Source organism: Streptomyces griseoruber (assembly GCF_001514205.1).
GTDB lineage: Bacteria > Actinomycetota > Actinomycetes > Streptomycetales > Streptomycetaceae > Streptomyces > Streptomyces griseoruber.
Genome location: NZ_KQ948800.1, coordinates 1 through 23,628, shown reverse-complemented (window position 1 = coordinate 23,628; position 23,628 = coordinate 1). Strand labels below are relative to the sequence as shown.

The window sequence follows — 23,628 nt, the reverse complement described above, 5'->3', positions numbered from 1 at the left end:
CACGGGCAGCGCCCTACGCCCGGCCCGGCCCCACCCTGCCCGGCCCGGCATGCCACCCTGTAGCCCCTCAGTGAACGGTGGTCTCCTTGCACTCCTCCGCTTCCCGGTCCGCGCAGGGCTCCGGGCGATCGTTCCGGCTCGGCCTCGCGCAGCGCGCCCTCCCCGGCGCGATCGGCTTCCTGAGCGCCTCACTGGTGCTGTACGTCGGCCACTTCTTCACCGACGACCCGATGAGCGCGGGCGATCTCGCGCAGCTGCTCGGCTGGTCCCTCGTCGGCGTCGCCGTCCTGGCGCTGACGGGACGCCGTCGCGGGGTGATCCTCACCGAGGACGCCCTGGTGGTCGTGAACGGAGCACGCCGGGTCTTCCCCTGGCCCGGCATCGAGCGTCTTCAGGTCCGCCGCGTCCTCGGGGTGAGCCAGGTGGTCGCGCACCTCGCGGACGGCCGCCGGACGACCCTGCCCGCGCCGACGTCGTTCGTCGACCCGCGGTTCGAGGAGAAGGTCCGGGAACTGACGGAGTGCTGGCAGGAGCGGCGGCTCAGCCCGCCACCCGCAGCAGCACCACCGCCCGCGCCGGCACCGTGACCGCCTCCCCCGCCCGGTGGACGACGCCCGGGGGCTCGGTCTGGTCCTCGCGGGACGTGTCGACGACCACCTCGTAGCGCTCCGCCCACGGCGGCCCCGGCAGGACGAAGCTCACCGGGCGGTCCCCGGCGTGCAGCACCGCGAGGAAGCTGTCGTCGGTGATGGGGGCGCCCCGTTCGTCACGGCCGGGGATGTCCCGGCCGGAGAGGTACATGCCGAGGGTCGCGGCAGGGGCGTACCAGTCGCCCTCGGTCATCTCCGTGCCCCGTGCGGTGAACCAGGCCAGGTCGCGCAGTCCGTCCGCCGAGTGGGCGCGGCCGGAGAAGAAGGCGCGGCGGCGCAGGACGGGATGCCGGTGCCGCAGCGCGATCAGACGGGAGGTCAGGTCGAGGAGCGTGCGCCATCCCGGCTGCTCCAGCAGGCTCCAGTCCAGCCAGCCGGTCTCGTTGTCCTGGCAGTAGGCGTTGTTGTTGCCGCCCTGGGTGCGGCCCAGTTCGTCGCCCGCGACCAGCATGGGCACGCCGGTCGACAGCAGCAGGGTGGTGAGCAGGTTGCGCAGCTGCCTGCGCCTCAGCGCCCGTACCCGCTCGTCGTCCGTCTCCCCCTCGGCCCCGCAGTTCCAGGCCCGGTTGTCGTCCGTGCCGTCCCGGTTGCCCTCGCCGTTGGCCTCGTTGTGCTTGCGCTCGTAGGACACGAGGTCGCGCAGGGTGAAGCCGTCGTGGGCGGTGACGAAGTTGACCGAGGCGTACGGGCGGCGCCCGCCCCAGGCGTAGAGGTCGCTGGAGCCGGACAGGCGGTAGCCCATCTCGCGGACGTCCGGCAGCGCGTGCCGCCAGAAGTCGCGCACGGCGTTGCGGTAGCGGTCGTTCCACTCGGTCCACAGGGGAGGGAAGGCGCCCACCTGGTAGCCGCCCGAGCCCACGTCCCACGGTTCCGCGATCAGCTTGACCCGCCGCAGCACCGGGTCCTGGGCGATGACCGCGAGGAACGGGGAGAGCATGTCGACGTCGTGCATGGAGCGGGCGAGGGCGGCGGCGAGGTCGAAGCGGAAGCCGTCCACGCCCATCTCGGTGACCCAGTAGCGCAGGGAGTCCGTGATCAGCCTGAGCACGTGCGGCTGCACCACGTGCAGGGTGTTGCCGCAGCCGGTGTAGTCGGCGTAGCGGCGGGCGTCGGACTGGAGGCGGTAGTAGCCGCGGTTGTCGATGCCCTTGAGGGAGAGGGTGGGGCCGAGTTCACCGGCCTCCGCCGTGTGGTTGTAGACCACGTCGAGGATGACCTCGATCCCGGCGGCGTGCAGGGCGCGCACCATCCGCTTGAACTCGCCGACCTGCCCTCCCGTCGTACCGGAGGAGGCGTAGCCGGCGTGCGGGGCGAAGTAGCCGATGGAGTTGTAGCCCCAGTAGTTCCTCAGGCCGCGGCGGAGCAGATGGTCCTCGTGGGCGAACTGGTGGACCGGGAGCAGCTCCACCGCCGTCACGCCCAGCCGGACCAGGTGGCCGATCGCCGCCGGGTGGGCGAGTCCGGCGTAGGTGCCGCGCAGTTCCTCCGGGATGCCGGGGTGCAGCTTGGTGAAGCCCTTGACGTGCAGTTCGTAGATGACCGAGTCCGCCCACGGGGTCTTCGGGCGACGGTCGTCCGCCCAGTCGTCGTCGTCGTGGACGACCACGCCCTTCGGGACGTACGGCGCCGAGTCGCGTTCGTCGCGCACGGTGTCCGCGACCTGCTGCTGGGGCCAGTCCCTGACATGCCCGTACACCTCCGGGGGGAGGGTGAACTCCCCGTCGACCGCGCGGGCGTAGGGGTCGAGGAGCAGCTTCGCCGGGTTCCAGCGGCCGCCGGTCCACGGATCCCAGCGGCCGTGCACCCGGAAGCCGTAGCGCTGGCCCGGCATCACGCCCGGGACGAAGCCGTGCCAGATCTCGTGCGTGAGTTCGGTCAGCGCGGCGCGGGTCTCGCGGCCGGCCTCGTCGAACAGGCACAGCTCGACCGCTTCCGCCCCGCCCGCCCACAGCGCGAAGTTGGTGCCCGCGACCCCGTCCGGGCCGACCCGGAAGCGGGCGCCGAGCGGGGTGGGCGCACCTGGGCGCACGGGCACGCCGGGCACCTTCTGGGACACCCCGTTCAGTCGGGTGTCCGGCGTGGCGCGTTCCTCCGCCACCGCCTCCTGCTCGGCTGCGCTGGACACCGTTCAGCCTCCCGCGGCTCGTGGGTACGACGTAGGGACGGGCGTACGGCGTCCCGGCCGCCGCCGCCCCGCGCTGTCGTCCTCCCCCTGTTCTGCCCAGAGCGCGCCTCGCACTCACGTTTCCCCGGGGCGCACCCGGTCGTTGGGCACACCGTGAGGCACGTACATGGGCGCGCACGGCGCGCGGGCGTCGCAGTGGCCGCCGTAGTGACCTGGGCCGGACTCCTGGCCGGGGCCGCGGGCTGCTCGGGCGACGGCGGAGGCGGGCTGGACCGGATGCTCGGCAGACCGGCGGCCCCCGAGGACGTCATCCGGGTGACCCCGGACGACCACGCGAAGGAGGTGCGGCCGGAGACGGGGCTGCTGGTCCGGGTGCCGGACGGGAAGCTGGAGTCGGTGAAGGTGGTGCGGTCGCAGGACGCCCAGGAGACGAAGGTGCCGGGCCGGATCTCGGCCGACGGGCGGAGCTGGCGGCCGGACGGCGGCCGGCTCGCGCTGGCCGCCCGCTACACGGTCGACGTGGTGGCGCTGGACGGCGACGGCAACCGCTCGGCCCGGCACACCACCTTCACCACCTACGTCCCCGACGAGCGGTTCATCGGGTACGTCACCCCGGAGAACCGCTCCACCGTCGGCACCGGGATGATCGTCTCGCTGGACTTCAGCCGGGAGATCGAGAACCGGGCCGCCGTGCAGCGGGCGATCGAGGTCACCGCCGACCCGGCCGTGGAGATCCGGCCGCACTGGTTCGGCGGCGGCCGTCTCGACTTCCGCCCCGAGGAGTACTGGAAGCCCGGCACCAGGGTCACCGTCGCGCTGCGGCTGCGGGACGTGGAGGGCGCGCCCGGGGTCTACGGGCTGCAGTACAAGACGTTCTCCTTCACCGTCGGCCGCAGCCAGGTCTCCCTGGTCGACGCGGAGAAGCACACGATGAAGGTGTGGCGCGAGGACGACCTGATCGCCACCGTGCCCATCACGGCGGGGGCACCGAGGACGACGACGTACAACGGGAAGATGGTCGTCACCGAGATGCTCGAACTGACCCGGATGAACGGGGCCACGGTCGGCTTCAGGAAGAAGGACGGCAAGGGCGAGTACGACATCCCGGACGTGCCGCACGCCATGCGGCTGACCGAGTCCGGCACCTTCCTGCACGGCAACTACTGGGCGGAGCCGGACGTCTTCGGCAACGCCAACGTCAGCCACGGCTGCGTCGGCCTCATGGACGTCAGGGGCGGCGGCTCGGACACCCCGGCGGGCTGGTTCTTCGACCGCTCGCTGATCGGGGACGTCGTCGAGGTCGTGCACAGCAAGGACAAGGAGGTCGCGCCGGACAACGGGCTCGGCGGCTGGAACATGAGCTGGGAGGAGTGGACCTCCCGGAACACGGACGAATGACCTCTTCCCCGCCGTGCAACCATCCCCGCGCGATCATGGTCCAAGTTGCGACGGAACGGTGACATTCACCTGACACGCAGCTCAAAACCGTGCGGTTAATATGCGCAAATGATCGCGCGGGATGCGCGGGGGTGGGGGCCTGACCAGGCCCTGGGAGGGGAGAACGACTTGAACGTGCGACCGATACCGGGGGCGTCGATCGCGGGGCGCCCACGCGGCCGCCACAAGCGGTTGGCGCTGATCGTCGGCGGGATGCTGCTCGCCGTCACGGCGTGCGGCGGGGGCGGCGGCTCGGACTCGGGGTCCGACGCCAAGGAGAAGAACGACAAGGGCAGCACGGCGGCGGCCGCGAGCAAGCAGTCGGAGGCGGTCGTCTCGATCGCCCCGAAGGCCGGCGCCAAGGACGTCGACACCAGCGGCGTCCTGAAGGTGAGCGCCAGCAACGGCAAGCTGACCGAGGTCACCGTCAAGGACGACGACGGTACGGCGATCAAGGGCACGATCTCGGCCGACGGCAGCGGCTGGACGCCCGCGACGCACCTCGCCGCGGCGACCAAGTACCAGGTGCACGCGGTCGCGAAGGACTCGGAGGGCCGTACGGCCGCCGAGGACTCCTCCTTCACCACGCTCAGCCCGCAGAACACCTTCATCGGCAACTTCACGCCCGAGGACGGCTCCACCGTCGGCGTCGGCATGCCGTTCTCGGTCCGCTTCACGCGCGGCATCACCAAGCCGGACGACGTGAAGAAGGCCATCGAGATCACGACCGTGCCGGCCGTGGACGTCGAGGGCCACTGGTTCGGCAACGACCGTCTGGACTTCCGCCCGGAGCAGTACTGGAAGGCCGGCACCAAGGTCACCGTCAAGCTGAACCTGGACGGTGTCGAGGGCCGCAAGGGCGTCTACGGCAAGCAGTCCAAGACCGTCTCCTTCACCATCGGCCGCAGCCAGGTGTCGATCGTGGACGCCAAGAAGCACACGATGAAGGTCATGCGGGACGGCAAGCTCTACAAGACCATCCCGGTGACCACGGGCAAGCCCGGCTACGCCACCTGGAACGGCCAGATGGTCATCAGTGAGAAGTTCACGGTGACCCGGATGAACGGCGACACCGTCGGCTACGACGGCGAGTACGACATCAAGGACGTCCCGCACGCCATGCGGCTGACCAACTCCGGCACCTTCGTACACGGCAACTACTGGGGCGGCGACGCCTTCGGCAACTACAACGCCAGCCACGGCTGCATCGGCCTGCGCGATGTGCGCGGCGGCTACGACAGCGGTGTCCCGGCCGCGTGGTTCTTCAACCACTCGATGGTCGGCGACGTGGTGACGGTGAAGAACTCCACCGACCCGACGGTCGACCCGGCCAACGGCCTCAACGGCTGGAACCTCTCCTGGGCCGACTGGACCAAGTAGGACCCCTCCGCGACGGGCCCGGTGCTGTGACCAACGGCACCGGGCCCGCCGTCGTTAATGGTGGTTAACCTGCTGCCATGACCGTTCATCTCGAAGTCGCCGAAGGCGTCGGCACGATCCGCCTCGACCGCCCGCCCATGAACGCCCTGGACGTCGCCACGCAGGACCGGCTCAAGGAGCTGGCCGAGGAGGCGACCCGCCGGGACGACGTCCGCGCCGTCGTGGTGTACGGCGGGGAGAAGGTGTTCGCGGCGGGCGCGGACATCAAGGAGATGCAGGACATGGACCACACCGCGATGGTCCTGCGCTCGCGCGCCCTGCAGGACTCCTTCACGGCGGTGGCCCGGATCCCCAAGCCGGTCGTGGCGGCCGTCACGGGCTACGCGCTGGGCGGCGGCTGCGAGCTCGCCCTCTGCGCGGACTTCCGGATCGCGGCCGACAACGCCAAGCTGGGCCAGCCGGAGATCCTGCTCGGGCTGATCCCCGGCGCGGGCGGCACCCAGCGGCTGGCCCGGCTGGTCGGCCCCTCCAAGGCGAAGGACCTCATCTTCACCGGCCGGATGGTGAAGGCGGACGAGGCGCTGACCCTGGGCCTGGTGGACCGGGTGGTCCCGGCGGCCGAGGTGTACACGCAGGCGCACGCGTGGGCCGCGAAGCTGGCCCAGGGCCCGGCGCTCGCGCTGCGGGCGGCGAAGGAGTCGATCGACACCGGCCTGGAGACGGACATCGACACCGGTCTCGCCGTCGAGCGCAACTGGTTCGCGGGCCTGTTCGCCACCGCCGACCGCGAGATCGGCATGCGGAGCTTCGTCGAGGAAGGGCCGGGCAAGGCCAAGTTCCTGTGAGGGGTGAGGCGGGTCCTGTGAGGCAGATCTCCTCGAACAGGGTTGCCATCTCCCACGATTGACGGGACGTCTCAGGCGGGATGTCCCCGTCCGGGTCCCTCGTTGGGGCGGTTCATGGGACCCTGGGGTCGCCCCTGAGCCCGCCTTGTCGAGGGAGTCCGGCGATTGCCCGCACAGGATCCGTCACCGCAGGTCAACGGGGCCTTGCCGGACTCCGGACCGCCCCCGGCAGCCTCCGGAGGCACCCCGTCCGACGGGGTCGCCCAGGGGGCGTATTCCGCCGGAACGGCCCCGGAGGACGCTCCGGACGGCCATGATGGGGGCATGGCGGGGCTGGAGGATGTCGAACAGCCGCGGGGGCACGGGCGTGTGGCCGCGGCACGCTGGTCGCCTGCGGTGGAGGACGAACGGGCGCTCAAGGCACTGGAGTTGTTCGGCAACCCGACGGAGGGTGAGGTTCCGCTCCCCTCCCGCCCCGAGTCCGCCGCCACGGCCCGCCGTCTCACCCAGGTCGTCGTGCTGCGCCAGTGGGGACTGTCCCCCAAGATGACCGAGGACGCGGTCCTCCTCGTCTCCGAACTCGTCGGCAACGCCGTACGCCACACCGGCGCCCGTGTCTTCGGCCTCCGGCTGCGCCGGCGCCGCGGCTGGATCCGCGTCGAGGTCCGCGACCCCTCCCGCGGCCTGCCCTGCCTCATGCCGGTCCAGGAACTGGACGTCAGCGGCCGCGGCCTCTTCCTCGTCGACAAACTCTCCGACCGCTGGGGCGTGGACCTGCTGCCACGCGGCAAGACGACATGGTTCGAGATGCGCGTCGCGGACCGCTGACCCGGCTGGGACCGTCCGGGCCGGGGCCGCGGTTGCCCGCGACCCCCTTCACCCTCCCGAGATTCACCCGCGAGGGGGTACGACCCCTCGAACGCGCAGGTCGTAGGACCGGCGGCCGACGGGGCACCGGCCAAAACCCGTTGGGCGATGTCAGTGGCGATCCGTAGGCTCGCTCGTGATGTCGACGACACATGCAACCACCAAGGACCGGTCCGCGGTGCGGACGTTGCTGCGTTTGTGGCCGTATGTGCGGCCGGTGCGGGTGCGGCTGTTCACCGCCGCGTCCGTGGCCGTCGTCGCCTCCTGTGTCGGGCTGGTGATCCCGCTCGTCCTGAAATGGATGGTGGACGGGCCGGTCGCCGACCGGGACCCGGCGGGCGTCTGGCTCGGGGCCCTGTACCTGCTGCTGCTCGGGCTCCTGGAGGCGGGGCTGTTCGGGCTCCGGCGCTGGCTGGTGGCGCGCCCACTCTCGCATGTCGAGGCGGAGATGCGGGCCGGGCTGTACGGGCATCTCCAGCGGCTGCCGGTGGCCTTCCACGACCGGTGGGCCTCGGGACAGCTGCTGTCCCGGGCCACCACCGATCTGATGCTGCTGCGGATGTTCCTCGCCTTCCCGCTGACGTTCCTGCTGGTCAACGCGGTGACCATCCTGGCCGGCGTGATCATCATGCTGCTCCAGGACTGGTCCCTCGGCCTGGTGATCCTGGGCCCCGCCCTCCCCGTCATGGTGATGTGCGTGGTCTTCGAGAACCGGTACGCGGTCGTGGCGCGGCTCGCCCAGGACCAGGTCGGCGATCTGACGACGGTCGTCGAGGAGAGCGTGCTCGGCATCCGGATCATCAAGGGGTTCGGCCGGCACCGCAGCCAGGCGCGGGCCTTCCGCACGCTGTCGTCGACCCTGCGCGGGACGGAGCTGCGCAAGGCCCGGCTGCTGGCGACGATCTGGGCCGTCATCGTGACCCTGCCCGAGGTGGCGATCGGGGCGGCACTGGTGCTGGGCACCGTCCAGGTGGCGGACGGCGAGCTGTCCGCGGGCACGCTGGTCGCCTTCCTGTCGACGGCCCTCGCGCTGCGCTGGCCCGTCGACTCCATCGGCTTCCTGCTCGCGATGAGCCAGGAGGCGGCGACGGCCACCGAACGCTACTTCGAGGTGATGGACGAGGAACCGGAGTCGGAAACATCCACCGGGAGCCGCCCCGCGGACGCCGGGGGCGCGGGCGCCGGGGTCACGGCCACCGGGAGCGGGGACCCTGGGGTCACGGACGCCGGGGGCGGAGACGACACCGGCGCGGGCGCCACGGTCGCGGACGCCAGGGCCGCAGACGCAAGGCGTCCCACCGCTGGGAGCGCGGACGCCACGGCCGCCGACACCGGAAGCCCGGGTGACGGGAGCGCGGGTGACGGGAGCGCGGGTGACGGGAGCACGCCCGCCACGGTCGCGGACGCCAAGCGCGCGGACGCCACGGCCGCCGACGCAAGGCGCGCCGACGCCACGGTCCCTGAAGCCGGAAGCGCGGGTGGCGGGAGCACGGGCGCCAGGCGCGCCGACGCCACGGTCCCTGAAGCCGGAAGCGCGGGTGACGGGAGCACGGGCGCCAGGCGCGCGGACGCCACGGTCGCGGACGCCAGGCGCGCGAACGCCAGGAACGCGGACGACTCGGGCGCGGACGCCGGGAAGGCGGGTGACGGGCTTCGGTTCGTCGGGGTCGTGTTCCGTTATCCCGATGCCGATCCCGCCTCGCCCCCGACCCTGGACCGTGTCGACCTGCACATCCGGCCCGGTGAGTCCATGGCCCTCGTGGGTGCCACCGGCAGCGGCAAGACCACCCTCACCGCGCTCGTCCCCCGGCTGCACGAGGTGACCGCCGGACGGATCACCATCGACGGCGAGGACGTCACCGCGATGACCCGCGAGGAACTGCGCGCCAAGGTCGCCGTCGCCTTCGAGGAGCCGACGCTGTTCTCGGCGAGCGTCGGGGAGAACGTGCTGATGGGGGCGGGCGACCAGGCCGGCGCGGCCGAGCTGGAGAGGGCGCTCGGCGTCGCCCAGGCCGAGTTCGTGCACGCCCTGCCCCAGGGCACCGCGACCCAGGTGGGCGAGCAGGGGCTCAGCCTCTCCGGCGGGCAGCGGCAGCGGCTGGCGCTGGCCAGAGCCGTGGTGGGACAGCCGCGCTTCCTCGTGCTCGACGACCCGCTGTCCGCGCTGGACGTCCACACCGAGGCCGCCGTGGAGGCCGCGCTGCGCCAGGTCCTCGCCGACACCACCGCGCTCATCGTGGCCCACCGCCCGTCCACCGTGCTGCTGGCCGACCGGGTCGCCCTGCTCTCCGGGGGCCGGATCACCGCCGTCGGCACCCACCAGGAACTGCTGCGCGCCAACACCGAGTACGCCCACCTCATGTCAGGGAACGGCCGCCAGGAGGACGACCGATGAGTGCCCCCGCCACCTCGTCCCCCACCACCGAGGACCCGCCGCAGGACCTGCCCGTCCGGGCCGCCGACGACCCCTTCGACAAGGACGTCCTGCCCACCCCGCCCGGCGCCACCGGCATCCTGCTGCGCTCCCTGCTCGCCCCCATGAGGGCGCGGGTCGCGCTGACCACGCTCCTGCTGCTGCTCCAGCAGGCGGCCGTGCAGGCGGGCCCGCTCCTGGTGGCGTACGCCATCGACCGCGCGGTGCCCTCGTTCCGGGCCGGCGACGACGGGCCGCTGATCGCGGTGGCCGTCGGCTATCTGGTGTGCGCGCTGGCCTCCGGCACGCTCCAGTACGCGTTCCTGATCGCGGCCGCCCGGGTCAACCAGGATGTGCTGCTCGATCTGCGCGGCCGTATCTTCCGGCACGCGCAGGCCCTCAGCGTCGACTTCCACGAGCGCTACACCTCGGGCCGGCTCATCTCCCGCTCCACCACGGATGTGGAGTCCCTGCGCGAGCTCCTCAGCGAGGGCCTCCAGGAGCTGGTGACCGTGGTGCTGTCCTTCCTGTACATCTCGGCGATGCTGCTCTGGCTGGACCTCGGGCTCGGCGCGGTCGCGGTGGCGTCGTTCGTGCCGCTGTACCTGCTGGTCCGGATCTACCAGCGGCGCGCGGGGCGGGTGTTCACCGCCCGGTCCACCGCGATCGCGGCCGTGATCGTGAAGTTCGTCGAGACGATGAACGGCATCCGGCCGGTGCGCGCCTTCCGCCGCGAGGCCGTCAACGACGCCGACTTCCGGGTCCTCAACCGGCGCCACGAGCGGACGAACGGCGACGCCCTGCTGGAGATGGCCCGGTACGTCACCGGCTCGCGGGTGGTCGCCAACACGGCTGTCGCGCTGATCGTCCTGTGGGGCGCCTACCGGGTGGCGGGCGGCACGCTGGCGCTGGGTGTGCTGGCGGCGGCGGTGCTGTACCTGCGGCGGCTGTACGACCCGATCGACCGGCTCGGCATGTTCCTCAACTCGTACCAGTCGGCCGCGGCCTCGCTGGAGAAGATCGCGGGGCTGCTGGCGCAGACGCCGTCGGTGCCCGAGCCCTCGGTGCCGACGGAGCTGCCCGCCCGCCGGGGCGAACTGCCCGGCCGCGAGGTCGTGTTCGACGAGGTGTCCTTCGGTTACCGCACCGGCGGGGAGGTCCTGCCCCGTTTCGCCCTCACCCTGCCCGCCGGGCAGACGGTCGCCGTCGTCGGCTCCACCGGCGCGGGCAAGTCCACCCTGGCCAAGCTGCTGGCCCGCTTCTACGACCCGTCGGGCGGGCGGGTGCTGCTCGACGGGGTCGATCTGCGTGAGCTCGCCGTGCCCGAGCTGCGGCGCGGGGTGGTCATGGTGACGCAGGAGGCGTTCCTGTTCTCCGGCACGGTCGCCGAGAACATCGCCATCGGGCGCCCGGACGCGACCCGGGAGGAGATCGAGCGGGCGGCGAAGGCGATCGGCGCGCATGAGTTCATCAGCGCGCTGCCCGACGGCTACGACACCGACGTCCGCAAGCGGGGCGGTCGTATCTCCGCGGGTCAGCGGCAACTCGTGGCGTTCGCGCGGGCGTTGCTCGCGGATCCGGCGGTGCTGATCCTGGACGAGGCGACCAGCTCGCTGGACATCCCCGGGGAGCGGGCCGTGCAGGCCGCGATGGCCACGGTGCTGAAGGGCCGTACGGCGGTGGTGATCGCGCACCGGCTGTCGACGGTGGAGATCGCCGACCGGGTGCTGGTGATGGAGCACGGACGGATCGTCGAGGACGGCGCGCCCGCCGACCTCATCGCGGGCACGGGCCGTTTCGCGGACCTGCACCGGGCCTGGCGGGACAGCCTGGCCTGATCGTCCGTATATCGAACACGCGCCCCCGGACAACGGACCTTTTCCGGCCAACTTCCTGACGCGCTCCTGACAGACAGCGCAATCCCCTGCCACTCTTCCCACTGCTACTCCACAGCAACCCCACAGCAAAACCGTTCTGCGTACCGCCTTTGTCGTGTCCAGCAGAAGGAGTCAGTGGTGAGAAGCACTTCCTCTCGCAGACGCACCCCCCACACCGCATACCGCAAGACCGCCGCCGTCGCCCTGGTCGGCGTCTGCGCACTGATCGCCGCCGCCGTGCAGTCCGGCGCCGCGACCGCCGCCCCGGAGCGGGCCCCGAAGCCGACGGGCGCCGAGTCCGTCAAGCTCACCCCCGCCCAGCGCGCCGAGCTGATCCGCACGGCCGACGCCCAGAAGGCGGCCACCGCGAAGGAACTGGGCCTGGGCGCCAAGGAGGCGCTGGTCGTCCGGGACGTCGTCAAGGACGCCGACGGCACGGTCCACACCCGCTACGAGCGCACCTACGCCGGCCTGCCGGTGCTGGGCGGCGACCTGGTCGTCGACACGGCGAAGTCGGGCGCGACCGAGGGCGTGGTCAAGGCGACGCGCGCCACCATCAAGGTCGCCTCGCTCACGCCCACCGTCACCGCGGCCAAGGCGGAGAAGCAGGCGCTGACCCTGGCGAAGGCCGACGGCGCGGCGGGCGCGGACACGAACCGCGCGCCGCGCAAGGTGATCTGGGCGGCGAACGGCACTCCGGTCCTGGCGTACGAGACGGTCGTCGGCGGCCTCCAGGAGGACGGCACCCCGAACGAGCTGCACGTCATCACCGACGCCACCACCGGCCAGAAGCTCTACGAGTACCAGGGCGTCGAGACCGGCACGGGCAACACCATGTACAGCGGCACGGTGACGCTGGGCACGACGCAGTCCGGGTCGACGTACAACCTCACCGACGGCGGGCGCGGCGGCCACAAGACGTACAACCTCAACCGGGGCACCTCCGGCACCGGCACGCTGTTCTCCGGCCCCGACGACGTCTGGGGCAACGGCGCGGCGTCCAACACGGAGACCGCGGGCGCCGACGCCCACTACGGCGCGGCGCTGACCTGGGACTACTACAAGAACGTGCACGGCCGTTCCGGCATCCGGGGCGACGGCGTGGCCGCGTACTCCCGGGTCCACTACGGCAACGCGTACGTCAACGCGTTCTGGCAGGACAGCTGCTTCTGCATGACGTACGGCGACGGCTCGGGCAACACCCACCCGCTGACCGCCATCGACGTGGCCGGCCACGAGATGAGCCACGGCGTCACGGCCAACACCGCGGGCCTCAACTACAGCGGTGAGTCCGGCGGGTTGAACGAGGCGACCTCCGACATCTTCGGCACCGCCGTGGAGTTCTACGCCAACAACTCCTCGGACGTCGGTGACTACCTCATCGGCGAGGAGATCGACATCAACGGCGACGGCTCGCCGCTGCGGTACATGGACAAGCCCAGCAAGGACGGCGCGTCGAAGGACAGCTGGTACTCGGGCATCGGCTCGATCGACGTGCACTACTCGTCCGGCCCGGCGAACCACTTCTTCTATCTGCTGTCCGAGGGCAGTGGCACCAAGACGATCAACGGTGTCACCTACAACTCGCCCACGGCGGACGGTCTCGCGGTCACCGGCATCGGCCGGGACAAGGCGGAGAAGATCTGGTTCCGCGCGCTGAGCACGAAGTTCACCTCGACCACCAACTACGCGGGCGCCCGCACCGGCACCCTCGCGGCGGCGGGTGAGCTGTACGGCACGACGAGCGCCGAGTACACCGCGGTGGCAAACGCCTGGGCGGGCGTCGCGGTCGGCTCACGGCCGGGTGGCGGAGGGGGCGGTGGCACCTCGTTCGAGAACACCGCCGACGTATCGATTCCGGACAACGGCGCGGCGGTCACCTCGTCGATCACCGTCTCCGGCCGGACGGGCAACGCGCCCTCGAACCTCCAGGTCGGGGTGGACATCGTCCACACCTACATCGGCGACCTCCAGGTGCAGCTGGTCGCCCCCGACGGCACGGCGTACACGCTGAAGGCGTACGGCACCGGCGGCAGCACGGACAACCTCAGCACCACGTACACGGTGAACGCCTCCTCCGAGGTCGCCAACGGTGTCTGGCAGTTGAGGGTCCAGGACAACGCGGCCGCCGACACCGGCTACATCAACAGCTGGAAGCTGACCTTCCCGTAGGTCGCCGACAGGAAGCTCACAGGGCGCCGCTCCAGGGGTTCGCACCCCGGGGCGGCGCCCTCCTTTTTGCCAGTCGATTGCCCCTCACCTGTTGGCCTTTTACCGAGGTCAACCCCGTTTACATTCCGGCAATGTTCATCGGTTCGTCGATTTTCAGCCAACATCACAGAGGGGTCCTGACATGTACGCGACCTTGATGCGAGGCTTCCTGGCAACCGCCGCACAACTTCACCACAGCTTCGGACAGCATCCCCACGCCGTCCGGGCACCCCCACACCCAAGGAGCTTGTGTGACCTCCCTCTACGCGCGTCACCAGCGCACCACCCTGGCGATCGCCACCGCGGTCGCGGCCGGCGCCCTGGTCACCACCGGCCTGACCTCCGGTGCCGTGGCCGCCCCGACCGCCTCGGACGCCGCCGCCAAGCCGCTCGCCGCGCCGACCGCGCTCTCCGCCTCCGCCCGCACCGCCCTGATCAAGGACAAGCAGGCCGACGCCACCGAGACGGCCCAGGAGATAGGCCTCGGCACCAAGGAGAAGCTGGTCGTCCGGGACGTCGTCAAGGACGCCGACGGCACCGTCCACACGCGCTACGAGCGGACCTACGCGGGCCTGCCGGTGCTCGGCGGCGACCTGGTCGTCCACGAGTCGGCCGCGGGCGTGAACAAGGGCGTCACCAAGGCGACGAAGACCACCATCAAGGTCGCCTCGCTCAAGGCGGTCGTCACCGCCGCCAAGGCGGAGAAGCAGGCCGTGGCCCTCGCCAAGGACGCCGGCTCGGCCAAGACCACCGCCGACAGCGCGCCGCGCAAGGTGATCTGGGCGGGCAACGGCAGCAAGCCGGTCCTCGCCTACGAGACGGTCGTCGGCGGTCTCCAGGACGACGGCACCCCGAACGAGCTGCACGTCATCACCGACGCGGCCACCGGCAAGAAGCTCTACGAGTACCAGGGCATCGAGACCGGCACCGGCAAGAGCCTGTACTCCGGCACCGTCAGCCTGAACACCACGCTGTCGGGCTCGACGTACCAGCTGACCGACGGCACCCGGGGCAGCCACAAGACGTACAACAAGGCGCACGGCACGTCCTCCTCGGCGGGCACCCTGTTCACCGACGCCGACGACACCTGGGGCACCGGCGCGGCCTCCAGCTCCACCACCGACCAGACCGCCGCCGTCGACGCCGCCTACGGCGCCCAGGTGACCTGGGACTTCTACAAGAACACCTTCGGCCGCAGCGGCATCAAGAACAACGGCGTGGCCGCCTACTCCCGCGTCCACTACGGCAACGCGTACGTCAACGCGTTCTGGGACGACAGCTGCTTCTGCATGACGTACGGCGACGGCGAGGGCAACGTCAACCCGCTGACCTCGCTGGACGTGGCCGGCCACGAGATGAGCCACGGCGTCACCGCCAACACCGCGGGCCTCAACTACAGCGGTGAGTCCGGCGGCCTCAACGAGGCCACCTCGGACATCTTCGGCACGGGCGTGGAGTTCTACGCGGCCAACTCCAACGACCCCGGTGACTACCTCATCGGCGAGAAGATCGACATCAACGGCGACGGCACCCCGCTGCGCTACATGGACAAGCCCAGCAAGGACGGCGGCTCGTCGGACTACTGGTCCTCCTCCGTCGGCAGCAAGGACGTCCACTACTCGTCCGGTGTCGCGAACCACTTCTTCTACCTGCTGTCCGAGGGCAGCGGCTCGAAGACGATCAACGGCGTGACCTACAACTCGCCGACGTACAACAGCTCCACGATCACCGGCATCGGCCGCGCCAAGGCGCTCCAGATCTGGTACAAGGCGCTGACGACGTACATGACCTCGACGACGAACTACAAGGGCGCCCGCACGGCGACCCTGAGCGCGGCGTCGGCCCTGTACGGCTCCAGCAGCACCGAGTACGCCGCGGTCGCCGCGGCCTGGACGGCGGTCAACGTCAGCTAGGGCCTGAAGTTCTGACAAGGGCGGTACCCGGGACGAAGGCATCCCCGGGTACCGCCCTACCCTTGTCTCCCATGCCTCCCATGCCGCCCAAGGACTTCACCTACGACGACGTCGGCGCGACCCGCGACCGCCCCGGCTTCTGCCCGCCCGGCTTCCACGCCCTGCACGTGCGCACCCGTGTCGGCGAGGGCCACGACCTCTTCCGGCGCGCGGCGGAGGCCGTCATGACGTGGGAGATGCACCGCGCGATGGGCATCGGCGTCACCACCTCGGCCGACCGCGCGGCCCCCGACGTGGACGTCACGATCACCCTGGCCGGCCTGATCAAGGCCCCCTGCCGGGTCATATGGACGGCCGACGAACACCGCCGCGCCGGCTGGGCCTACGGCACCCTCGCCGGCCACCCCGAGTCCGGCGAGGAGTCCTTCCTCGTCGACCGCACCGGCGACGGCACGGTCTGGCTGACGGTCTCGGCCTTCAGCCGCGCGGCCAAGTGGTACGCCCGGGCGGCGGGCCCGGCGACGCGGGGGCTGCAACAGGCGTACGCGCGGCGGTGCGGGACGGTGCTGCGGGGGTTGTGCGAGCAGGGACCGAAGATCTGAGCGGAGCCCCGGCCGACCGGGGCTCACCCGCCGACCTCGAACCACAACAGCTTCCCCCCGCCCCCGCCGAGCGGCCAACCGCCCCACCAGTCGGCGTATTCCTGTACGAGGTACAGCCCGCGCCCTCCTTCCCCGTCGGCCGGAGCGGGCGGCAGCCGGTGCCCGGGAGGCTTGGCGAAGGGCGCGGGGATGTGCGGGTCGCTGTCCCAGACGCCCACCCTGAGCCGCCCGTCCCCCACGGCGGTCAGCCGCAGCGAGGCCGGCCCCTCGGTGTGCAGATAGGCGTTCGCGACCAACTCGGACGTCAACAGCTCGACGGTGTCCAGCACTTCCTGTCTTCCATGCCCACCGAGCACCGCCCGTACGGTCATACGTGCGACACGTGCGGCTCTGGGGTCATGCGGCAGACGGAGGGCGTACGACCAGGTGTTGGGCGGGGTTACGGTGACCATGGGGGACCTCCGAGGGTAGGGGATTCCTTGGAAGAACCACGCTAGAGGGCCGCCGGATGATACATCTCCCAATCTAGGGAGATGTACCTGCAGTTACCTCGTGTGGGGTACGAGAGGCACCGCGGTGCCGTACGGAAGGAGGCGTCTTGCCGCCCACCGGCAACCCCACCCTGCGCCAGCGGCGACTGGGCGCCGAACTGCGCAGACTGCGCGAACAAGCCGGCTTCAGCGTCACCGGCGCCGCCGGGTTGCTCGGCGTCAACCAGGGACGCGTCAGCATGATCGAGACCGGACGCAGTTCCCTCAGCGCCGACCGGGTGCGCACCATGGCGTCGGCGTACGCCTGTTTCGACGAGGCACTCGTGGACGCCCTGACCGACTTCACCGGGCGGCGGGCTTCCGGCTGGTGGGAGCCATACCGCGAACACCTGCCCGCCGCCCTGGTCGACCTGGCCGAACTGGAACATCACGCGACGGGACTGCGAGTGGCTCTCGTGACCCACATCCCCGCGCTGCTCCAGACCACGGACCACGCCCGTGCCCTCTTCCGAGCGGTGGTGCCGCCCATGCGGCAGTACGAGATCGAACACCGTCTCACCCACCGGATCAGACGGCAGGGCATCCTGGACCGGGAAACCCCTCCCCCGTACTCGGCGTTCATCCACGAGTCGGCCCTGCGGATGGGTTTCGGCGGCCCGCACGTCGCCTTCGGCCAGCTCAAGCACCTGGTCGAAATGAGCGAGTTGCCGCATGTCACGGTCAGGGTGATCCCGTTCGGCACGGAGAACTTCCCGAGCACCGGGCAGTCCTTCGACTACGTCGAGGGTCCTGTACGTCAACTCGACACCGTGCAGTTGGACACCCACCACGGCGGCTGCGGGTTTCTCGACTCCGAGGCACAGCTCACCAAGTACCGTGCCGTTCTGGACCACATGGAGACCTACGCACTACCCCCGGCCAGGTCACGCGACTTCATCAACCGCCTCGCCCAAGACATCTGAAAGGCACCGACGTGCACACTCTCCACTGGCAGAAGTCCTCGTACAGCGGGGACAGTTCGAACTGCGTCACCGTCGCCGCCTCCCCCACCGGCTCCCTCCACCTCCGCGAGAGCGACGAGCCGGACATCATCGTCACCACAACGACATCCGGCCTGCACGCCCTGATACGCGGCATCAAGGGCGCCGCCTCGGAACAGCTGTAGAGGGGGCAGGTACGGGACACCACGCCGCAGCCTTTCTCATCGGCCGTACCGCCGAATTCGATCTGTGCCTCCGTCGAGGACGTCTCCCAGCCCTCACACCCACGCTCATCGTGCTCGGGCCCGGCTCCTCGCGGGGCACGAGGGTGGTGTCTATCGACTTCCACCGGCCGTCCTTCGCACGGAAGTTGACCGGCTCGGTGTAGAAGCGGGTGGTGTAGGTGCCGTCCGGGTTGAGGTAGGTGCGTTCCCGCTCCGCGCGCTCGCTCGCCATCTCCTTGCTGCGCTTGGCATCGAAGCCCTGCGGTGTCGCCGTGCCAGGCGCCTGGACCTCAACTGCCTTACTGGGCTTGGGCGTCGCGCGGTGGCGGGAAGTCGCGTGACGCTGTCGGAGCCCTCCGCCGGGAGTTCTCCGCGCCCGGTGAGCGCGCCGGCGCGACCGCCCTTCGCCGCGGCGTCCGTCGCATCGGCGGACGTGGCATGGCTACGCCCAGCGGCGGAACCCCAGCGTTGGTCGGGAGCCTTCCCTGCAGCGAGGGCCGTGGACTGGCCCACGGCGAGAGCGGCTTGCTCGGTCCCGGCCAGCACGAAGGCCACAGCAACAACAAGCGGACGCGCCGGACGCACGAAATCCCCCCACTCAAACGATCACGAGTGGGCAAGTCCTAAAGCATTGCCAAACAAAAGCACAAGATATTCACATGATTCGACAAGTAAACGTGAACATGTTCACGCCGCTTTTGCCCCAGAACGGCAGCACTCCGGCACGCCCGCCCCGGCGTTGGGCAGCCGCCCAAGACCGCCCAACGCCCGCACCCCGGTGCCGTGTTACCGCATCAACACCCCCGCCCCCTCCCCCCCGTCCTCCCCCGGCACCGCCAGCACCCCGAGTTCCGCGCCCGAGGCGAGGAGGCGGTGGGAGGGGAGGATGCGGACCGTGTAGCCGTAGGGGCCGGTGCGGTCCAGGGACAGGGGGCCCTCGTAGAGCCAGCGGCCCTCCAGGTCGGGGCCGGAGGCCGCCTTCAGGGGGACGGTGGACGCGTCCGTGATGCGGTCCTCCTCGTCGACCCGGCCGGAGACCGCCTGCACCTCGACGTCCTCGGGGGCGAGTTCGCCGAGGCCCACCCTGACGCGCAGGGCCAGTGTCGTGCCGAGTTCGGCGGTCGTGGTGGCGACCGACGTCTCGACGTGGTCGACCGTCACCGCGTGCCAGGCGGAGCGCACCCGTGTCTTCCAGACGGCCAGTTCACGGGCGGTGTCCGGGCTCATCGCGCGGTGCGCCTGGGCGGCCGGGGTGTAGAGCCGGTCGACGTACTCGCGGACCATGCGGCCGGCCAGGACCTTCGGGCCGAGCAGGGTGAGGGTCTGGCGGACCATCTCGATCCAGCGGTCGGGCAGGCCGGCGCGGCCCCGCTCGTAGAAGCGGGGCGTGATGCGCTGTTCGAGGAGGTCGTACAGGGCCGCCGCCTCGATGTCGTCGCGGTGGTCGGGGTCGGTGCCGGCGCCGTCCGCCGTGGGGATCGCCCAGCCGAAGTCGGGCTGGAACCACTCGTCCCACCAGCCGTCCAGGACGGAGAGGTTGAGACAGCCGTTGAGCGCCGCCTTCATGCCGGAGGTGCCGCAGGCCTCCAGGGGGCGCAGCGGGTTGTTGAGCCAGATGTCGCAGCCGGGGTACAGCTTCTGCGCCATCGCCATGCCGTAGTCGGGGAGGAAGACGATGCGGTGGCGGACCCGGGGGTCGTCGGCGAACCGGACCAGCTCCTGGACCAGGCGTTTGCCGCCGTCGTCCGCCGGATGCGCCTTGCCCGCGACCACGATCTGGATCGGGTGGGTCGGGTGCAGCAGCAGTTCCATCAGCCGGTCGCGGTCGCGCAGCATGAGGGTGAGGCGCTTGTACGACGGGACACGGCGCGCGAATCCGATGGTGAGGACGTCGGGGTCCAGGACCCCGTCGATCCAGCCCAGCTCGGCGGTGCCCGCGCCGCGCTGGCGCCAGGAGGCCCGCAGCCGCTTGCGCACCTCCACCACCAACTGCTCGCGCAGGACGCGCCGCAGGTCCCAGATGCTCTGGTCGGAGACGCCGGAGACGACGTCCCAGCGGTCGCCGTCGCCGACGGCCAGCGCGTCCTCGGCGCGCTGGGCGCCCACCTGGCGCGCGCCGAGCCGCAGCACCTCGGGGGCCACCCAGGTCGGGGCGTGCACGCCGTTGGTGACGGAGGTGATCGGCACCTCGTCGGGGTCGAAGCCGGGCCACAGGCCGGCGAACATCCCCCGGCTGACCTGGCCGTGCAGCAGGGACACCCCGTTGGCCCGCTGGGCGAGCCTGAGGCCCATCACGGCCATGTTGAAGAGGTTCGGTTCGCCGCCGGGGTAGGTCTCCATGCCCAGGCGCAGGATGCGGTCGACGTCCATGCGCGGGAGTTCGGCGTCGGGGCCGAAGTGGCGGGCGACCAGCTCGCGGTCGAAGCGGTCGATACCGGCCGGGACGGGGGTGTGGGTGGTGAAGACGGTTCCCGCGCGGACCGCCTCCAGTGCGGAGTCGAAGTCCAGGCCGTCGTCGCCGAGTTCGGCGATGCGTTCCAGGCCGAGGAAGCCCGCGTGCCCCTCGTTGGTGTGGAACACCTCGGGCGGGGCGTGCCCGGTGAGCCGGCAGTACGTCCGTACCGCCCGGACACCTCCTATGCCGAGCAGCATCTCCTGGAGCAGCCGGTGCTCGCTGCCGCCGCCGTAGAGCCGGTCGGTCACCCCGCGTTCGCCGAGGTCGTTCTCCTCGACGTCGGAGTCGAGCATCAGCAGGGGCACCCGGCCGACCCGGGCCAGCCAGATCCGGGCGTGCAGCTGCCGGCCGGCGGGCAGGGCGAGGGAGATCCGGGCGGGGGTGCCGTCCTGCTCCCGCAGCAGGCTCAGCGGCAGTTCGTTGGGGTCGAGGACGGGATAGTGCTCCTGCTGCCAGCCGTCGCGGGAGAGGGTCTGGCGGAAGTAGCCGTGCCGGTACAGCAGCCCCACGCCGATCAGCGGGACGCCGAGATCGCTGGCCGCCTTCAGATGGTCGCCGGCGAGGATGCCGAGGCCGCCGGAGTACTGGGGCAGAGCGGCCGTGATGCCGAACTCGGGCGAGAAGTAGGCGACGGCGGCGGGGAGTTCGGCGGCGGTGGGCCGGGTCTGGTACCAGCGGTCGCCGGTCAGATAGTCGTGCAGTTCGTCGGCGGCGGCGGTCAGCCGGCGCAGGAACCGGCGGTCCTCGGCCAGTTCGGCGAGGCGCTCCGGCCGTACGCCGCCGAGCAGCCGTACCGGGTCCCCGTCCGAGGTGGCCCAGCGTTCGGGATCGACGGACTGGAAGAGTTCACGGGTGTCCGCGTGCCATGACCAGCGCAGATTGCGGGCCAGGTCAGTGAGCGGCCGGAGGGGTTCGGGGAGAAGGGGTCGGACGGTGAATCGACGGATCGCCTTCACATTCCACCTCGGCGTAGCGCGTTCGCTGGATGGACGTACGGCTGTGTACGTCCGGTCATCCTGCACCGTACCGGTGTTGTCCTCGCCCCTGCCGAAGGCTGGACGGGCCGGATCACGCAAACGGCGATATGGCCGATTCACCCCCCTAGGCCACCTTGTGACCCTCCACCCCGCACGAGAGGCTGCCCAGTGGCGCGCCCGGTTGCCGTACCCGGTCCGGCGTCCGCCGAGTCGAGGAGGGGAACGCGAACCATGGCACGGACGCACACCCGGCGTCTGCGCCGGGCGGGGAGCCTGACCGCGGTCGTCACGGCCATGGTCCTGTCGGCCGCGAGTCCGCCCGCGCAGGCCGTACCGGAGGGGAGAGTCGTCGGCGCCGGCCGGCCCGGGTCCGTCGGCGGGAGCTATCTCGTGACGCTGAAGGGGGACACCCGGGCGTCCTCGGACGCCGGCCGGCGCCTCGTCATCTCCCATGGGGTGAGAATCAGCCACACCTACGGCACGGTCCTCAACGGCTTCGCCGTGCACGCGGACGCGGGACAGGCCCGGCGGCTCGCGGCCGACCCCTCGGTCGCCTCGGTCGTCCAGGACACCGAGGTGACGGTGGACGCCGTGCGGAACCCGCCGTCCTGGGGGCTGGACCGGGTGGACCAGCCGGATCTGCCGCTGGACGGCGGCTACCGGGCGTCCGGATCCGGGGGCGCCGGGGTGACCGTGTACGTCATCGACACCGGGATCCGGATCAGCCACGCCGACTTCGGCGGGCGCGCGAGCTACGGCTGGGACTTCGTCGGCGGCGACCGCGCCGCCCCCGACGGCAACGGCCACGGCACCCATGTCGCCGGCATCGTCGCGGGCCGGACCTTCGGTGTCGCGGGGAAGGCGAAGGTCGTCGCCGTACGCGTCCTGGACGACGCGGGCGCCGGCACCACCGCCCAGGCCATCGCCGGCATCGACTGGGTCACCCGGCACGCCCGCAAGCCGGCCGTCGCCAATCTCAGCCTGGGCGGCTCGTACAACGCCCAGCTCGACGCGGCCGTGCGCGCCTCCATCAGATCCGGTGTCACCTATGTCGTCGCGGCCGGCAACGGGGGCCGCGCCGCCGCCCTGGAGTCCCCGGCCGACGTCCGGGAGGCCGTCACCGTGGGCGCCACCGACCGGGGGGACGCCCGGGCCGCGTTCTCCGACTACGGCTCGGCCCTCGACCTGTTCGCCCCGGGGGTGTCGATCACCTCCGCGTCGTCCACGGGTGACACCGGCCGCGCCACCCGGTCGGGTACGTCGATGGCGGCGCCGCACGCCGCGGGAGCGGCCGCGCTGTACCTCGCCGGTCACCCGAAAGCCACACCGGCACAGGTGGCCCGGGCGCTGGTCGCGGACGCCGTGAACGGGAAGATATCCGGCCGGGGAGCCGGTTCGCCGGACAAACTCCTCCAGGTGCCCCCTGCCAAGTGACGGACCACCACGACCGGCTCCCCCGCGCCCGCCGAGGCCGCGAACGGGGCCGGTCTTGTGCGTAGACATACGCGCGAGTAGTTAACAAAGTGCCGGAATGCGCACCCGATCAGGGTGGGAAGGCTCCCCCGGTACTGGACCCCACATCCCTCCGCCCACCCTCGTTGATGCGGACAGGAGCGGTCATGCCCGCCACGCACCACTCGTCATCACCCCCGACACCCCGTACCCCCCGCGCCGAGGCCACCCACGCCTCCACAGCGGCGCCGCCCGGGCCCACCGCCGTCGGGCGCATCCCGGTCCTCGACGTCCGCCCGCTGGTCCAACAGGGGCGCCGGCCCGCCAAGGCCGTCACCGGTGAGACCTTCGAGATCTCGGCGACGGTGTTCCGCGAAGGCCATGACGCCGTCGCCGCCAATGTCGTCCTGAGGGACCCCGAGGGCCGGCCCGGCCCCTGGACCCCGATGCGTGAACTCGCCCCGGGCACGGACCGCTGGGGCGCCGACGTCACCCCGGACGCGCCGGGCCACTGGACGTACCAGGTGGAGGCCTGGGGCGATCCGGTCGCCACCTGGCGGCACCACGCACAGATCAAGATCCCCGCGGGGATGGACACCGAGCTGGTCCTGGAGGAAGGCGCCCGGCTGTACGAGCGCGCGGTGGCCGGTGTGGCCAAGGGGGGTGGGAAACGCGCCGTACTGCGCGGCGCCGTCGCCGCGCTGCGCGACGAGACCCGCCCGCCGGCCT

17 protein-coding genes are annotated in these 23,628 nt (G+C 71.3%); 14 read left to right on the top strand and 3 right to left on the bottom strand.

The genetic code is table 11. The features are described 5' to 3' along the window. Nucleotides 1-86 precede the first annotated feature (86 nt). Entirely contained in the window at nt 87-587 is a 501-nt protein-coding gene (locus AQJ64_RS44215) for a hypothetical protein (RefSeq protein ID WP_159060357.1), read from the top strand. Here AQJ64_RS44215 and glgX read toward each other — a convergent pair. Next, on the bottom strand, nt 541-2,775 hold the full coding sequence (gene glgX, locus AQJ64_RS44210) for a glycogen debranching protein GlgX (protein WP_055632403.1): 2,235 nt from the start codon (nt 2,773-2,775) through the stop codon (nt 541-543). The two genes, AQJ64_RS44215 and glgX, sit on opposite strands and share 47 nt — an antisense overlap. A 153-nt stretch (nt 2,776-2,928) precedes the next feature. Here glgX and AQJ64_RS44205 point away from each other — a divergent pair, with 153 nt between their 5' ends. From AQJ64_RS44205 to AQJ64_RS44165, 9 genes are all read left to right on the top strand, one after another. Then, the gene (locus tag AQJ64_RS44205; protein WP_055632402.1) at nt 2,929-4,173 is read left to right on the top strand and encodes a L,D-transpeptidase; all 1,245 of its coding nucleotides are present in this window, start codon (nt 2,929-2,931) and stop codon (nt 4,171-4,173) included. 168 nt (nt 4,174-4,341) lie between these two features. Then, on the top strand, nt 4,342-5,592 hold the full coding sequence (locus AQJ64_RS44200; protein ID WP_055632401.1) for a L,D-transpeptidase: 1,251 nt from the start codon (nt 4,342-4,344) through the stop codon (nt 5,590-5,592). 77 nt (nt 5,593-5,669) lie between these two features. Then, nucleotides 5,670-6,437 carry an enoyl-CoA hydratase/isomerase family protein gene (locus AQJ64_RS44195; RefSeq protein ID WP_055632400.1) on the top strand — a complete coding sequence of 256 codons (768 nt, stop codon included), beginning with the start codon at nt 5,670-5,672 and terminating at the stop codon, nt 6,435-6,437. Between the two features lie 324 nt (nt 6,438-6,761). After that, on the top strand, nt 6,762-7,265 hold the full coding sequence (locus AQJ64_RS44190; protein ID WP_055632399.1) for an ATP-binding protein: 504 nt from the start codon (nt 6,762-6,764) through the stop codon (nt 7,263-7,265). 178 nt (nt 7,266-7,443) lie between these two features. Further along, nucleotides 7,444-9,699 carry an ABC transporter ATP-binding protein gene (locus AQJ64_RS44185; RefSeq protein WP_055632398.1) on the top strand — a complete coding sequence of 752 codons (2,256 nt, stop codon included), beginning with the start codon at nt 7,444-7,446 and terminating at the stop codon, nt 9,697-9,699. Further along, the gene (locus AQJ64_RS44180; protein ID WP_055632397.1) at nt 9,696-11,555 is read left to right on the top strand and encodes an ABC transporter ATP-binding protein; all 1,860 of its coding nucleotides are present in this window, start codon (nt 9,696-9,698) and stop codon (nt 11,553-11,555) included. Before AQJ64_RS44185 ends, AQJ64_RS44180 begins: the two co-directional genes overlap by 4 nt. 177 nt (nt 11,556-11,732) lie before the next feature. Then, nucleotides 11,733-13,766: a M4 family metallopeptidase gene (locus tag AQJ64_RS44175; protein WP_055632396.1), complete on the top strand. Its 2,034-nt coding sequence runs from the start codon at nt 11,733-11,735 to the stop codon at nt 13,764-13,766. 290 nt (nt 13,767-14,056) lie between these two features. Continuing rightward, entirely contained in the window at nt 14,057-15,718 is a 1,662-nt protein-coding gene (locus AQJ64_RS44170; protein ID WP_059203552.1) for a M4 family metallopeptidase, read from the top strand. 80 nt (nt 15,719-15,798) lie between these two features. Further along, nucleotides 15,799-16,320, top strand: coding sequence for a DUF1990 domain-containing protein (locus AQJ64_RS44165; protein WP_059203551.1), 522 nt, complete (start codon nt 15,799-15,801; stop codon nt 16,318-16,320). A 23-nt stretch (nt 16,321-16,343) separates the two neighbouring features. Here the strand turns inward: AQJ64_RS44165 and AQJ64_RS44160 are convergent, their stop codons facing one another. Further along, nucleotides 16,344-16,772, bottom strand: coding sequence for an ATP-binding protein (locus tag AQJ64_RS44160; RefSeq protein ID WP_059203550.1), 429 nt, complete (start codon nt 16,770-16,772; stop codon nt 16,344-16,346). A gap of 146 nt (nt 16,773-16,918) precedes the next feature. Here AQJ64_RS44160 and AQJ64_RS44155 point away from each other — a divergent pair, with 146 nt between their 5' ends. Both AQJ64_RS44155 and AQJ64_RS44150 read left to right on the top strand, forming a co-directional pair. After that, the gene (locus AQJ64_RS44155; RefSeq protein ID WP_055638219.1) at nt 16,919-17,773 is read left to right on the top strand and encodes a helix-turn-helix domain-containing protein; all 855 of its coding nucleotides are present in this window, start codon (nt 16,919-16,921) and stop codon (nt 17,771-17,773) included. Nucleotides 17,774-17,784: 11 nt separating this feature from the next. After that, nucleotides 17,785-17,976: a DUF397 domain-containing protein gene (locus AQJ64_RS44150; RefSeq protein ID WP_055638218.1), complete on the top strand. Its 192-nt coding sequence runs from the start codon at nt 17,785-17,787 to the stop codon at nt 17,974-17,976. A gap of 825 nt (nt 17,977-18,801) precedes the next feature. Here AQJ64_RS44150 and glgP read toward each other — a convergent pair. Next, nucleotides 18,802-21,426 carry an alpha-glucan family phosphorylase gene (gene glgP / locus AQJ64_RS44145; protein ID WP_059203549.1) on the bottom strand — a complete coding sequence of 875 codons (2,625 nt, stop codon included), beginning with the start codon at nt 21,424-21,426 and terminating at the stop codon, nt 18,802-18,804. A 252-nt stretch (nt 21,427-21,678) separates the two neighbouring features. Between glgP and AQJ64_RS44140 the strand changes: the two genes are divergently transcribed. Both AQJ64_RS44140 and AQJ64_RS44135 read left to right on the top strand, forming a co-directional pair. Next, entirely contained in the window at nt 21,679-22,881 is a 1,203-nt protein-coding gene (locus tag AQJ64_RS44140; protein ID WP_059203548.1) for a S8 family peptidase, read from the top strand. A gap of 185 nt (nt 22,882-23,066) precedes the next feature. Further along, nucleotides 23,067-23,628, top strand: a 562-nt coding sequence (locus AQJ64_RS44135; protein ID WP_159060356.1) for a maltotransferase domain-containing protein, incomplete at its 3' end; no start/stop codon positions are given.

Excerpts from the sequence above, each read along its gene's own strand:
- AQJ64_RS44190 (WP_055632399.1), top strand. The coding sequence starts at position 6,762 with ATGGCGGGGCTGGAGGATGTCGAACAGCCGCGGGGGCACGGGCGTGTG.
- AQJ64_RS44160 (WP_059203550.1), bottom strand. The coding sequence starts at position 16,772 with ATGGTCACCGTAACCCCGCCCAACACCTGGTCGTACGCCCTCCGTCTG.
- AQJ64_RS44180 (WP_055632397.1), top strand. The coding sequence starts at position 9,696 with ATGAGTGCCCCCGCCACCTCGTCCCCCACCACCGAGGACCCGCCGCAG.
- AQJ64_RS44185 (WP_055632398.1), top strand. The coding sequence starts at position 7,444 with ATGTCGACGACACATGCAACCACCAAGGACCGGTCCGCGGTGCGGACG.
- AQJ64_RS44195 (WP_055632400.1), top strand. The coding sequence starts at position 5,670 with ATGACCGTTCATCTCGAAGTCGCCGAAGGCGTCGGCACGATCCGCCTC.
- AQJ64_RS44140 (WP_059203548.1), top strand. The coding sequence starts at position 21,679 with ATGGCACGGACGCACACCCGGCGTCTGCGCCGGGCGGGGAGCCTGACC.
- AQJ64_RS44165 (WP_059203551.1), top strand. The coding sequence starts at position 15,799 with ATGCCGCCCAAGGACTTCACCTACGACGACGTCGGCGCGACCCGCGAC.